This window comes from Streptomyces sp. NBC_00045 (genome assembly GCF_045041095.1).
GTDB lineage: Bacteria > Actinomycetota > Actinomycetes > Streptomycetales > Streptomycetaceae > Streptomyces.
Genome location: NZ_CP108271.1, coordinates 865,927 through 879,460, shown reverse-complemented (window position 1 = coordinate 879,460; position 13,534 = coordinate 865,927). Strand labels below are relative to the sequence as shown.

General features: G+C 72.8%; 11 protein-coding genes. 9 read left to right on the top strand and 2 right to left on the bottom strand.

Features of this window, described 5'->3' with window-relative positions:
• Positions 1–355: 355 nt before the first annotated feature.
• From OHA65_RS04290 to OHA65_RS04270, 5 genes are read left to right on the top strand one after another with little or no spacing between them, the layout of a single operon-like run.
• Positions 356–1,624: an AMP-binding protein gene (locus OHA65_RS04290; RefSeq protein ID WP_327281734.1), complete on the top strand. Its 1,269-nt coding sequence runs from the start codon at positions 356–358 to the stop codon at positions 1,622–1,624.
• Positions 1,621–2,955, top strand: coding sequence for an MFS transporter (locus tag OHA65_RS04285; RefSeq protein WP_405754556.1), 1,335 nt, complete (start codon positions 1,621–1,623; stop codon positions 2,953–2,955). The genes OHA65_RS04290 and OHA65_RS04285 overlap by 4 nt, the downstream gene beginning before the upstream one ends.
• Positions 2,952–4,088 carry a GNAT family N-acetyltransferase gene (locus tag OHA65_RS04280; RefSeq protein ID WP_405754555.1) on the top strand — a complete coding sequence of 379 codons (1,137 nt, stop codon included), beginning with the start codon at positions 2,952–2,954 and terminating at the stop codon, positions 4,086–4,088. The genes OHA65_RS04285 and OHA65_RS04280 overlap by 4 nt, the downstream gene beginning before the upstream one ends.
• Positions 4,085–5,278: an acyl-protein synthase gene (locus tag OHA65_RS04275; RefSeq protein ID WP_327281731.1), complete on the top strand. Its 1,194-nt coding sequence runs from the start codon at positions 4,085–4,087 to the stop codon at positions 5,276–5,278. Before OHA65_RS04280 ends, OHA65_RS04275 begins: the two co-directional genes overlap by 4 nt.
• A complete protein-coding gene (locus OHA65_RS04270; RefSeq protein WP_328761620.1) occupies positions 5,275–7,815 on the top strand; it encodes an acyl-CoA reductase in 2,541 nt (846 codons plus the stop codon). Before OHA65_RS04275 ends, OHA65_RS04270 begins: the two co-directional genes overlap by 4 nt.
• A 26-nt stretch (positions 7,816–7,841) precedes the next feature.
• Here OHA65_RS04270 and OHA65_RS04265 read toward each other — a convergent pair whose 3' ends face one another.
• On the bottom strand, positions 7,842–8,483 hold the full coding sequence (locus OHA65_RS04265; RefSeq protein WP_327281729.1) for a TetR/AcrR family transcriptional regulator: 642 nt from the start codon (positions 8,481–8,483) through the stop codon (positions 7,842–7,844).
• Positions 8,484–8,601: 118 nt separating this feature from the next.
• Between OHA65_RS04265 and OHA65_RS04260 the strand changes: the two genes are divergently transcribed.
• The 4 genes from OHA65_RS04260 to OHA65_RS04245 all read left to right on the top strand — a co-directional run bounded on the left by OHA65_RS04260 (position 8,602) and on the right by OHA65_RS04245 (position 12,485).
• Positions 8,602–10,302, top strand: a complete 1,701-nt coding sequence (locus OHA65_RS04260; RefSeq protein ID WP_405761230.1) for an ABC-F family ATP-binding cassette domain-containing protein — start codon at positions 8,602–8,604, stop codon at positions 10,300–10,302.
• A 44-nt stretch (positions 10,303–10,346) separates the two neighbouring features.
• On the top strand, positions 10,347–11,285 hold the full coding sequence (locus OHA65_RS04255) for a virginiamycin B lyase (RefSeq protein WP_327281727.1): 939 nt from the start codon (positions 10,347–10,349) through the stop codon (positions 11,283–11,285).
• Positions 11,286–11,516: 231 nt separating this feature from the next.
• Positions 11,517–11,891 carry a hypothetical protein gene (locus OHA65_RS04250; protein WP_327281726.1) on the top strand — a complete coding sequence of 125 codons (375 nt, stop codon included), beginning with the start codon at positions 11,517–11,519 and terminating at the stop codon, positions 11,889–11,891.
• Positions 11,892–12,119: 228 nt separating this feature from the next.
• Positions 12,120–12,485, top strand: a complete 366-nt coding sequence (locus OHA65_RS04245; protein ID WP_371646750.1) for an ArsR/SmtB family transcription factor — start codon at positions 12,120–12,122, stop codon at positions 12,483–12,485.
• A 9-nt stretch (positions 12,486–12,494) separates the two neighbouring features.
• On the opposite strand, the gene OHA65_RS04240 is transcribed toward OHA65_RS04245, so the two are convergent.
• On the bottom strand, positions 12,495–13,481 hold the full coding sequence (locus OHA65_RS04240; protein WP_329312643.1) for an NAD-dependent epimerase/dehydratase family protein: 987 nt from the start codon (positions 13,479–13,481) through the stop codon (positions 12,495–12,497).
• Positions 13,482–13,534 lie beyond the last annotated feature (53 nt).

Sequence of the window (13,534 nt, the reverse complement as noted above, 5' to 3'; positions counted from 1 at the left end):
TGCCGATCGATATGGCCGAAGGCGTCATCTGCAATGCGGCTGATTTCCCGGGAAAGGAACCCCGCGGGTTTCCGGGCATTGTCGTGACGGAGCTCCGCAATCGTCGGCGCGGTTTCGGCCCCGCGGGCCGAAAGTCTGTGGTCGTTGGCCGGGGGCGGCCTCGATCGATTTGGCGGTGCGTTCCTCTTGTCTCATCATGTGAACAGACATCAGGTTGAGGCCACGCTCGCCAACTGTGCGCAACGTACGCATTGTTGACTGATCAACGGATGAGAGTGGTGTGAGTTCCACCACTCCCCGACGCGTCGCCTGCGTCCTGTCTCTTTCCACTTTCATCTTTCGAGGTAAAGGCAGCATGCCCGTCCAGCAGTTTTCAGACCTCGTGCGTTTCGCCCGCGACCGTTCCCCTTTCTATGCCGACCTCTATGCGGACCTGCCGCCGCACGTGAGCCGGATCACCGACGTCCCCGTCGTGGACCAGGACAAGTTCTGGGCCGCCAACACCCTGCACGACAACGGCGTCCTGACCGCGCCCCTCGGGGAAGCCGTCGTGTTCAAAACGGGCGGCACCACGGGCACCCCGCGCTTCTCCTGCTACACCCGCGAGGAATGGCGGGAGTTCGTCACGGCCTTCGGCTCCGGGATGGTCGACGCCGGCCTGCGCCCCGGCCACCGGGTCGCCGACCTCTTCTACGCCGGTGAGCTCTACGCCAGCTTCCTGTTCATCCTGGATTCGCTCGCCCACGCTCCGGTCGCCAACGTCCGGCTGCCCATAGGCGGCGGCGCCCCGCTGGACTCGACGGCTGCCACACTGGAGGACTTCGCCGCCCAGGTCGTCGCCGGCACACCGACCACCCTGTGCCGCCTCGCCGAGCACCTGACCTCCACCGGCCGCCAACTGCCCGGCGTCGAGTTCCTGTTCTTCGGTGGCGAAGCCCTCTTCGCCGATCAGCGCCGCCTCCTCGCGGCCGCCTTCCCGCAGGCCACGCCCCGTTCGCTCGGCTACGCCAGCGTCGACGGCGGCCTGCTCGGCCGGCCGGTGGCCGGGACCGACCCGCGCACGCACCGCCCGTTCGCCCCGCACACCGTCGTCGAGATCCTCGACGAGAGCACCGGCGAGCCGATCCGAGAGCCGGGCCGCCCCGGACGGGTCGTCGTCACCCAGCTCTTCCGCCGCCTCATGCCCGTCATCCGCTACCCCGCCGGCGACCGCGCGGAGTGGACCGACACCGAAGGCGGCGCGTTCCGGATCCTGGGCCGAGCCGAGGAAGGCGTACGCGTCGGACCCGTCTCGCTGTACTGGCAGGACGCCACGGACTGCGTCGCCGAAGCCGACACCGAGGGCCGTGTCACGGGCATGCAGCTCGTCGTCCGCCGCTGGGAGGGCCGCGACGGCCTCGTCCTGCGCCTGGCCACCGCCCCCGGCCAGGACCCGGCCGTCCTGGACGTGCTCGCCAAGGAGGTCGTCAACGGGCTGAACACCGCCCGGCCGCTCTACCCCGACAGCGTGGCCGCCGGATTCGTCCACCCGCTGCACGTCGAATGGGCCCGCCACCGCGACCTGGTGGTCAACACCCGCTCCGGCAAGCTCGTCCGCGTCATCGACGAGAGGCCCACCGCATGACCGCGCCGACCGTTCCCGCCGGCCGCCGACTGCCCCTCGTCCTGCGCAATCGCGCCTTCGGCACCGTATGGCTGGGCCAGGTCCTCACCCAGGCCGCCGTGCGCATGTTCCAGGTGGGCGTCTCCTGGTGGCTCATCAGCGACGCCGCTTCCGGAGCCGGCGGCTCCGCGGCCGGACTGTTCATGGCCGTCAGCACACTGCCCGCCGTCGTCCTCGCGCCGCTCGTGGCCCGCGCCATCGCCCGCTTCGCCCACCGCTCGCTGCTGCGCACGGCGGCCGGGGGCGCGGGGGCGGCCGCCGCCGCGCTCGCCGTCTGGGCCTGCGCGAGCGACCTGCCCGTCGCCGCGGCCTACGCCGCCGCCCTCGCCCTGGCGACCTGCCAGGCCTTCTTCGACCCGTGCCTGACCACCTCCGTGCCCGAGCTCGTGGACGACGGGGACATCGAGGCCGCGACGGGCTTCGAGCTGTCCACCCAGTCTCTGGCGAGCCTCGGCGGAGCCCTGCTCGGCGCCCTCGTCGTGGACGGGGCCGGGGTGGCCGGCCTCGCCGCGGGCTGCGCCGCCGCGTACGTCACGGCCGCCCTGCTCATCGCGACCGTACGCTTCCGCACTGCGGCCTCCGCTGCCGCTGCCGGTCCCGTCCCGGACGCCGTCGCCGAGGCGGCCGAGGCGGAATCGCGGGCTCCGCGCCGGACCCTGCGCCAGATCCTGGGCGCCGTGCCGTACGTCCGCGGCATCCTGCTCTGCTTCACCGCGGCCAACCTGTTCACCACGGCCGTCTTCGTCGTCATGCCGCTGTACACCGCCTCGGTGCTGCACGGCGACGGCGCCACCGTCGCCCTCCTGGAGGCGTCGCTCGGCGTGGGCACGCTCGTCGGTTCCTTCACCGGTGCACGGGTGCCCGGCCGGCCGGCCGTCGTCGGCACCGCCTGCCTGGCCACGATGGCCGCCGCCCTCGCCGTCCCCGGCCTGATCGCCGCCCGGCCCGTCATCGCAGGGAGCCTGCTCGTGACCGGCTGGTGCGTCGGGGTGATCGGGGTCCGCTTCGTCGCCCTGTTCCAACGGCTGGTCCCGGCCGCCGACAAACCCGCGTTCTTCGCGGTCATGCAGGCCGTCCTCGGCTCGACCTTCCCGGTCGCCTCGCTGCTCTTCGGGTTCCTCGGCGACCACCTCAGCGCGCAGACGCTGTGCCTGGTCCAGGCGGCCGGACTCGTACCCGCCGCCCTCGCCCTGGCCCTGCTGCCCGGCCACTCGCGCTCGGCGGCCGGAACCGCCGCCGCGACCCCTTCCGCGCCCGCGCCGGCGCAGACCCCCGTAGGAGGCGCGCGATGACCGCCGCGATCGAGCAGGCCACCGCGGCCGACATCGCCGATCTCCGCCAGCTCTACTACGCCGTCTACGGGCCGCACTACCCCACGGCCCTCGGCACCGACCCAGCCGAGATGTCCCGGCTCATCCAGGACCCGCACACCCTCTGGCTCGTCGCCCGCTGCCCCCGGACCGGCGTCCTCGCCGGATCGGCCGCGGTCCACAGCGAACCCGGCAGCCGCATCGGCCGCCTCGAAGGGCTCGCCGTCCACCCCGACCAGCGCGGATCCGGGCTCGCCGGGCAGCTGACCGAGGCCGTCTGCGCCGGCACGCTCGACGCCGGGACGCTCGACTCGGTGTACGCCACCGTCCGGACGGTCAGCGCCGGACCCCAGCGCGTCGTGGCCCGCAACGGTTTCCGCCCCCTCGGCATCCTGCCCAACGCAGTGGACCTCAGCAGCCGCGAGAGCCTCGCACTCTACGCGCGTCACTCGCCCGGGGTGCTGGACCGACGGGTGCCCGTCGCCGAGGTGCCCGCCTCCCTGCTGCCGCTCCTGCGCACCGCCGAGGCGAGCCTCGGCATCAGCTACGCGGACGCCCGGCCCACCCCGCCGGTGCCGGCGCCCGCCGGGACCGCCGCACGACCGCTGGAGATGATCGAGGCGCCGGCCTTCGTCCGCCGCCGCTTCCACGAGCACTTCCCCGACACCGGCCGTTGGTTCTACCCGCTGCACACCCCCAACGTCCTCCTCACCCCCGACGACGGCGGTTTCGAGGTGTACGCCTACCTCAACCGCACCGGCGGCTACTGCGCCCTGGTCGCCGCCCACCCCGACCCGGTAGCCGCCGCGGGCTGGCTGGAGCCGGTGACCCGGACCCTGACCCGCGCCGGCGCCGGCTACGTCGAGGCACTCGTACCCCTGGAACACCACGCCGCGCTCTCCGCCTTCGCCGCCCAGGGCTTCATCGCCGGGGCCCTGTACCCGGCCATGCGCCGCGACGGGGACGGGTTCCACGACTACGTGGTGATGTCCCGCACCGCCGAGCACATCGATTTCCGCGGCCTGGTCGTCGACCCGCCGCTCCGGCCCTTCCTCGATTCCTATGTGTCGGCCTGGGCGTCGACGCATCTGCCCGTACGTGAGGCTGCTTCATGACCCCTTCCACGACCCCCTCCGCGACTCCTGCCACGACCCCCTCGAAACCCCATCTCGCCCCCGTCGACGTCCCCGACGCCGCGGCCCTCGACCGGGTGCAGCAGCTGTGCGACCTGACCGAGCCGTACACCTACGGCCCCGCCGAGGAAGAGCTGTTCGCCGCAGCCATGGCGCAGACCAACGCCTGGCACCGCGACCGCTCCCCGTTCTTCCGCAGCCTGTACGACGGCGAGCGGCCGGACACCCCGTACGCGGCGCCCCTGGTGCACGCGAACTTCTTCAAGCGCCACGAGGTCCTGTCCGTACCCGAGGAACAGGTGCACCTGCACCTGACCTCCTCCGGCACCACCGGACAGAAGTCGCAGATGTTCTTCGACGAGTGGACCATCCGGTCCGCCCAGCGCATGGTCGCCCGCATCTTCGACCACAACGGCTGGATCACTCCCGACCAGCCGGTCAACTACCTGCTCTACAGCTACGAGCCCGCCCGCGACCTGAACCTCGGCACCTCGTTCACCGACAACTACCTGTGCGACTTCGCGCCGGCCCGGCAGGTCGAGTACGCCCTGCGCAACACCGGCAACGGGCACGAGTTCGATCCCTTCGGCTGCGTCGCCGCGCTGCGCCGCTTCGCCGAGGACGACGTACCCGTCCGCATCCTCGGCTTCCCGGCCTTCCTCTGGTTCACCCTGGAACGGATGCGGGCCATGGGCCTGCCCCCGCTGGAGCTGCCGGAAGGCTCGCTGATCATCCTCGGCGGCGGCTGGAAGGGCCACACCGACCGGCAGATCGGCAAGCACGAGCTGTACGCGCGCGTCACCGAGCAGTTGGGCATCCCCTCGGAACGCATCCGCGACACCTTCGGCTCAGTCGAGCACTGCATCCCGTACATCGAGTGCTCGCACCACAACCTCCACGCACCCGTCTGGTCCCGCGTCTTCATCCGCTCCACCCGCACCCTCGAACCCCTCCCGTACGGCGAACGCGGCTATCTGCACCTGGTGTCCCCGTACATCACCTCCGTACCGGCGCAGAGCGTCGTCATGGGCGACCTCGCCTCCCTGCACCCGGGTGAGGAGTGCGGCTGCGAGCTGGCCACCGAATGGTTCACGATCCACGGCCGCGCCGGCGTCAGCCGCAACCGCAGCTGTGCCGTGGCCGCCGCCGAACTGATGAAGGGAATGTCATGACCGACACCATCAACCACCACTACTGGCAGGGCACCTTCATCGGGGACGAGGAGGCCGCCCGCCGCCTGGCCACCTTGCCCGCCGCCGTCGAGGCCGCGCTCGCCGCGCCGCTGGACACCGAGACCGTCCTGGCCGCCTGCGACGCGCTCTCCCGCGCGCTGCGCGACCCCGGCCACCGGGTACGGGAGCGGCTGGCCCCGCACCTGCCGGCGGGCGGCGACGGGGCCGACGGCGCGGCCGGCGAAGCGGACGCCGGCGAACTCCTCGGCGAACTCGCCGACTTCCTCAGCCGCGGTGCCCTCACCCGCAAGCTGCGCCGCGAACTCGGCGGCACCGCCCCGCAGCGGCTGAACCGCCCCGACGCCAAGGAGACGGTCTACGAGGCCTGGGCGCCCGTCGGTCTCGTCGCCCACATAGCCCCCGGCAACGCCGCCACCGTCGCCCCGCTCAGCCTGATCGAGGGACTCCTCGCCGGGAACGTCAACGTCCTCAAGACCAGCAGCTCCGACACCTTCCTCGCCCAGCACCTCCTCGCCGAACTCGCCGCGCAGGACCCGACCGGTGCCCTCGCCGAGCGGATCATCGTGCTGCGCTTCCCCTCCTCCCGCCAGGAGTGGCTGCGCCTGATGTGCGCCCCCGCCGACGCCGTCGCGGTCTGGGGCGGCGAGGGCGCCGTCGAGGGCGTCGCCGCCCACGTCCCGGCCGGCTGTCGCCTGGTGGAGTGGGGCCACAAGATCTCCTTCGCCTACCTCACCCGGGACGCCTGGGCCGACGGGGCGACCCTGACCGCCCTCGCCGAGGACGTCTGCCGCTTCGAGCAGCAGGCCTGCTCCAGCCCCCAGGTCGTCTACCTCGACACCGACACCGTGGACACCGACGCACTGCACGCGTTCGCCGAGCGCCTCGCCGCGGCCCTGGCCGCGCAGCCGGCCCCCGCCGAGGCGGACCTCGACCCGGCCGAGTACGCCGAACTGACCACCACCGAGCACCTCGCCCGGCTGGAGGAGCACCTCGGCCTCACCCGCGTCCTCGCCGCCCCCGACGGCACCTGGCGCGTCATGGCCGACACCCGCCCGGCCCTCACCGCGTCACCGCTGCACCGCAGCGTCTGGGTCAAACCGCTGCCCCGCAAGGACCTCATGGGCACGCTGCGCCCGATGCGCCGCTACCTCCAGACGGCGGGCATCGCGGGCAGCCGCACCGACACCGCCGAGCTCTCCGGCCTGGTCCTGGCCGCCGGGGCCACCCGGGTCACCCCCGTCGGCGCCATGACGGCGGGCTACGCCGGCGAACCGCACGACGGTGTCTACGCCCTCCAGCGCTACAGCCGCCGCGTCGCCGTCCAGGCCGACGAGCGGTTCGCCACCACCGCCTGCCTCGACGACCTCGCCCGCCCGGCCGTCTTCCCGCCGGCCACCGGGCCGCTGCTGGACAAGGCCGCCGTCCAGGAGCTCAACGGCGGGGTCGACCGGGGCGACGCCGAGCTGTACTTCCGCAGCGGCGGCAGCACCGGTACGCCCGCCCTGTCGCTGTTCACGTACGAGGACTACGACACGCAGATGCGCGCCGCAGCCCGCGGCCTGCTCGCGGCCGGCTACGACCCGGCCCGCGACCGTACCGCCAACCTCTTCTACTGCGGCGGCATGTACGGCGGGTTCATCAGCTTCTTCTCCATCCTGGAGCGCCTCGGTGGCGTCCAGATGCCGATGGCGGCGGGCTCCGACCACCGGGCCACCGCGGAGATGATCGCCGCGTACGAGGTCGACACGCTCTTCGGCATGCCCTCCTACCTCTGGCAGCTCCTGCACGAGGAAGCCGGCCTCCTGCGTTCCTACGGCGGCCTCCGCAAGATCTACTACGGCGGCGAGCACTTCACCGAGGAGCAGCGCCGCACCCTCACCGAGACGTTCGGCATCGAGGTCATCCACTCCATCACCTACGGCAGCACCGACCTCGGTCCCCTCGGCTACCAGTGCACGCACAGCGCCGGCAGCGTCCACCACCTGCACGCCGACCTGCACACCCTGGAGATCGTCGACGTCGACGAGGACCGCCCGGTGGCACCGGGGGAGACCGGCCGGCTCGTCTTCACCACCCGGGCGCGCCGCGGCCAGCACCTCGACCGGTACGTCATCGGTGACCTCGGACGCGCCCTGCCCGGGCGCTGCCCCTGCGGCAGTCATGCCCCGCGCTTCGAACTGCTGGGGCGGCTGGGAGAGGTGATGCGCGTGGCCACGTACTTCCTCAACTACCGCCGTTTCGTGTCCATCGCGGGGGAGCGGCTGGGGTACGGCGGTGAGCTCCAGGCCGTCCTGACCGCGGGCGCTGCCCGCGAGGGCCTCACCCTCCGGATGGAGAGCACCCACGCCCCGGACCCGGACCGGGCGCGCGAGGCCTTCCTGGCGGCGTACCCGGAGGTGCGGTCGGCGGTGGCGGAGCAGCTGCTCGACTTCACGGTCGAGGCGGTGGACGGAGCGGACCTGGCCCGTACGGCCACCAGCGGGAAGCTGCTGGCGGTGGTCGACCGCAGGCGCTAGCGGCGGCCGGGCGGAGCGGCAGGCCGCTACCCGTCCGCGGGAGCAGGGCAGGCGAAGGCCCCCGCCCGCGCCGCCGTGGTCGCGGCGCGGGCGGCCCGGCGCGGGAGCGCGGGGTCGGCTGTGGCCCGGAGCAGCAGGAGTTCGTGGTAGAGCGGGGCCGTCGCGGTGACGAGGACGGCGCGCGGGTCGGTGGCGGCGGGAGCTTCACCCCGGGCCACCGCCCGCGTGACGACCGGAGCCGAGCGTGCGTAGCGGTCGTCCCAGAAGCCACTCAGGGCCCGGGCTGCGTCCTCGGACCGGAACGACGCCGCGATCAGGGCCGTGGTGAGGGTGGGGTCGCCGGCCAGGGCGTCGAAGACCTCCTGGTTCAGGGCCGTGAGATCCCCCTCCAGCGATCCGGTGTCGGGCGGACCCCAGGAGTCGTCCGAGGCGGAATCGAGCAGATCGACGAGCAGCCCGCCCACGTCCCGCCATCGGCGGTAGACGGTCGTCCGGTGCACGTCCGCGCGGGCCGCCACCGCATCCACGGTGAGGCGGTCGTAGCCGTCTTCGACCAACAGCTCGCCCACTGCCGCGAGGACTTGGCTGCGGATCCGGGCGCCGCGACCGCCGGTGCGCTTGCGGACGACCCGTTCAGGAAGATCGCTTGCGGAGGGAGGAGAGTCCATGCAAGGATTTTAACGCAACTAATGTCTCTTTAGGGAGTGGTTCCCATGGTCCACAGCAGCGCGTTCGTCCCGCACCCCTCCATACCCACCCACCGCTGCGACCGATCGGAACACCCCCATGACCGCACAGCTCAGCGCCCTTGACGTCACCAAGTCCTACAACGGCCGCCTCGTCCTGGAATCCGTCACCTGCTCCGTTCCCGCCGGAGGGCGCCTCGGCGTGGTCGGGGAGAACGGCTCCGGCAAGTCCACGCTGCTCCGCCTCTTCGCCGGCCTGGAGGTCCCCGACCGCGGCGAGGTCTTCGCGCACGCCGACGGCGGGATCGGCCACCTCGCGCAGGAGGAGCAGCTCCCCGCCCACCACACCGTGCAGCGGATCCTCGACCGCGCCCTGAGCGAACTGCACGCCATGGAGCGGCGGATGCGCCTGCTCGAAGCGGCCATGGCCGACGGGATCGAGCACGGGGCGGGACGGGAAGCCGGCCGGCCCACCGTCCTCACGGAGTACGCCGACCTGCTGGCCGCGTACGAACTGCGCGGCGGATACGACGCCGACGCACGCGTCGAGCGCACCCTGAACGGCCTCGGCCTGGTGAAGCTGCCCCGGGACCGCACCGTAGGCCGCCTCTCGGGCGGGGAACGGGTCCGCCTGCGCCTCGCCTCCCTCCTCGTGGCCGCGCCCGAGGTGCTCCTCCTCGATGAACCCACCAACCACCTCGACGACAACGCCCTGAGCTGGCTCGAAGACCACCTGCGGGGCCGTGCCGGCACGACCGTCGCCGTCTCGCACGACCGCGTGTTCCTCGACCGGGTGACCACCGCACTGTGGGAGGTGGATGCGGACCGCCACCTCGTCACCCGGTACGGCAACGGCTACGCCGGCTACCTGGCCGCCAGGACCGCAGAGCGGCAGCGCCGCGCCGACGCCCACGCCGCCTGGCGCGCCGAGGTGGCCCGGCTGCGCGAGACCGCTTCGGTGACCGCCCGCCGGGTGGCACCCGGCCGGGTGATGAAGGACGGCAACAAGATGGCGTACGACCGTGCGGCGGGGCGGGTCCAGTCCTCGCTGGCCTCCCGGGTCCGCAACGCCCGGGAGCGCCTGGACCGGCTCCTCGCCCACCCGGTGCCCGCGCCGGCGGAGCCGCTGCGCTTCTCACCCACGCTGCGCGGCGCCGGTGCGCGCGGCCTGCTGCTCCACGCGGCCGGGGTCGCGGTGGCGGGTCGGCTGGCACCCGTGGGCCTGAGCCTCTCGGCAGGTGACCGCATCCTGATCACGGGTGCGAACGGGGTCGGGAAGACCACCCTGTTGGACGTCTTGGCCGGCACGGCCGTCCCGGACCGGGGGCACGTCGTTCGCCCCGGCGGCGTACGGACGGTGTACCTGCCGCAGCTGCCCGAGCCCGGTCCGGCCGGGCACAGCGCGCTCGCCGCGTTCGGGCGGGGGCGGGCGGGCAGCGCCGAAGAGCACGCCGAACGGCTGCTGGCCCTGGGGCTGTTGGACCGCAGCTGCCTGGAGGTGCGGATCGCGGACCTCTCCGCGGGGCAGCGGCAGCGGCTCGCGCTGGCCCGCACGGTCTGCGAACCGGCCGACGTCCTGCTGCTGGACGAGCCGACCAACCACCTTTCACCCGCCCTGATCGAGGAGTTAGAAGCCGCCCTCGCCGGATTCCCGGGAGCTGTCGTCCTCGTGAGCCACGACCGGAGGCTGCGCTCCCGGTGGCGGGGCCGGCAGCTGGCGCTGCACGCGCCCGCGCACGCGCCCGCGCACGCGCCCGCGCATGGGCACGCGCACGCCTCCGCGGCCCCGGCGGCCGCATGACGCCCCCACGTCCACGCCCCACCTCCCCCCGGAAAGAGGCCTCCGTGCCCGTGCCTTCTGCGACGTCTCCCGAGCCCTCCGGTCGACCCGCGCCCACCGTGTTCCCCGTCCCGGACCCGGCCTCGGGTCCGTACGCGCTCACCGCCGGCCCCGACGGCGCGCTGTGGTGCACCCTCGTTCACGCGGGCGCCGTCGCCCGCCTGGCCCCCGACGGGCAACTGGCCACGTACGCCCTGGACTCGACCTCCTGCGGTCCGTCGCTGATCACCGCCGGACCGGACGGCGCCCTCTGGTTCACCCGCACCCAGGACCACCGGATCGGCCGCATCACGATCGGCGGCGAGGCCTGCTCGTACGCCGTCCCCGGCCCCGGCAGCGGCCCGTACGGCATCACCGCGGGCCCCGACGGCGCCCTCTGGTTCACACAGCTGTACGCCGACAGGATCGGCCGGATCACCACGGACGGCGAGGTCACGGAGTTCCCGCTGCCCGTGGCCGGCGCGTTCCCCTCCATGATCGCGGCGGGGGAGGACGGTGGACTGTGGTTCACCCTCAACCAGGCGCACGCGATGGGGCGGATCGCCATGGACGGCGACGTCACCGTGCACCCTCTGCCCACCGCGCAGGCCGCTCCCGTGGGGATCTGCGCGGGCCCCGACGGATCGATGTGGTTCACCGAGATCGGGGCCGGCCGGATCGGCCGGATCACGCCCCTCGGCGAGATCGCCGAGTTTCCGCTCGCCGACGCGGTCTGCCGCCCCCACGCGATCACCTCCGGCCCCGACGGCCGGCTCTGGTTCACCGAGTGGGGCTCGGGCCGGATCGGCTGCATCACCCCGGCGGGCCGGGTCGACTCGTACCCGCTCGACCCGCCCGGCAGCGAGCCCCACGGCCTGGCCTTCGGCCCGGACGGCGCCCTGTACGTGGCACTGGAACACGGGGCGATCGCCCGGTTCGACGTCGGCCGGTCCGGGAACGGCTGACGGGACGTGGAGCCTGGCCGCGGGTCCGGACCCGCGGCCCGAAGTGGGTCCGGGCGCGAGCGCGGCCGTGCGTGCCGGGCGGATCTTAGACGGAGGAGGGGAGGTTTTTCGTCAAATCTCCCGTTCTTCTCACGTTGCCGCGCACGCTCAGTAGCGTCAGCCTCACAAGTGGTCCGGTGTGCAGCGCAAGCGGCGCCGGCCGTGAACGCGGAGATGAGGGAGCGCGCACCGATGGCGAATGTGGAAGTCTCGTTGAAGGAGACGATGACCTCGATCGAGGGCACCCTGGGGGTCGCCCTGGTCGACTACACCAGCGGAATGGCACTGGGAGTGCTCGGTGGTGGCAAAGACCTCGACCTGGCGGTCGCGGCAGCGGGAAACACCGATGTGATCCGGGCCAAGGTCCGCGCCATGGAAATGCTCGGCCTGAACGACGAGATCGAAGACCTGCTCATCACCCTCGGGAACCAGTACCACCTGATCCGGCTGCTGCGGGGCCGGGGAACCAACGGGCTGTTCCTGTACGTGGTACTGAACAAGGCGAACTCCAATCTGGCCATGGCCCGACACCAGCTCAAGCGCATCGAATCCGCTTTGGAGATCTAGGCGTCGCAATCTCGGGCCCACGCATGCCCACGAATTGAAGAACTCTTCAATCCGGCACATCCGAAATTGGTCAAGCAGGGGCACGCGTGGGCCCATCGGGCGGAATGATGGGTACAGGCGGGCGGGCAACTCACCGGCCCCGGGCCGCACACACGGGTCGAAGCAAGGGCGGGAGCGTTCGTGGGCAAGCAGGTACCCCTGTACCAGGCGAAAGCCGAGTTCTTCCGCATGCTCGGACACCCCGTCAGGATCCGTGTTCTGGAACTCCTGCAGAACGGTCCGAGGCCCGTACGCGAACTCCTCGCCGAGATCGACATCGAGCCGTCCAACCTGTCCCAGCAACTGGCGGTCCTGCGCCGCTCCGGCATCGTCGTCTCCACGCGCGACGGCGCGACGGTCAACTACGCCCTCGCAGGGGGCGACGTCGCCGAACTCCTGCGCGCGGCCCGCCGCATCCTGACCGAGCTGTTGGCGGGCCAGAGCGAACTCCTCGCCGAACTACGGCAAGTGGAACCCCGAACCGGTCGTGCGGGAACCGGTGCCGGAAGCGGCGCCGGAAACAGTGCGGGAAGCGGTGCGGGGCCCGGCCGCTGAGCCGCCGCGTCAGCCGAGCGCGTCGAGGAGCACGCGCTCGCGACCGGCACTGAGGCCGGCCCGCCGTTCCCGCTCCAGACCCTGCGCGCGCTCCCACACCAGCGTGTCGGCCAGCAGCTCCGCCCGCGGCCGGTGCCGGAGCCCGGCGGCACGAGCCGCGGAACCGTCCCGGGCCGACCATCCCTCCCAGCCCGTCTCGGCCAGCCACATCGGCAGCGATTCGGCGCCCATGTACTGGGCCACGCCGTGCGCGAGCAGCCACGCCGAGTCGGCGCCGACCACCGGACCGGTGTGCCCGCCCGTCGTGCGGGACAGCTCGATCCACTCCCGGAGCGCAACGACCGGACCGACCGCGTCGTACGTACCCGTGCACTGCCGCTCCGCGGCGTCGAGCAGCCAGGCACTGAGGTCCCGTGCATCGATGACCTGGGTCGGGGCCGCCGGCACGGCGGGAACCAGCATCGGCCCGTGCGGATCGCGCGCGGCGCGGGCCACCCAGTAACCGGAGCGCCCGCTGTGGTCCCCCGGGCCGCCGATGAGCCCGGCGCGCGCGATGAGCAGGCGCTCGCCGAGGGCAGTCTGCGACGCCTGCTCGCATGCCACCTTCGCCTCGCCGTACAGTGCCCGGTCCACTTCGCTCCGGTCCGTCGGGGGGAGGAGGCCCGCGGATTCGTCCGCGCCCGCTTCGGCGTGGGAGGCGTAGGCGCTGACCGACGAGACGTACGTCCAGTGCCGGGCCCTGCCGCCCAGCGCGTCGAGCGCGCCGCGGACGAATCCCGGCTGCCACGACACCTCGACGACCGCGTCCCAGTCGCGGCCCCGCAGCGGCTCGTACGCCGCGGGATCGTGCCGGTCGGCCGCCACCAGCCGTGCCCCGTCGGCGACTTCACCGCTCTCGCCGCGGGCGAGGCACGTCACCCGGTGGCCGCGCGCGATCGCCTGCCGGGACAGCTCCCGGCCCACCCATGCCGTCCCGCCCAGAACCAAGATCTCCATACCGCCACCCAAGCACCGGGGCGCTCGAACATCCAGCCGGATTCGCGGACGGC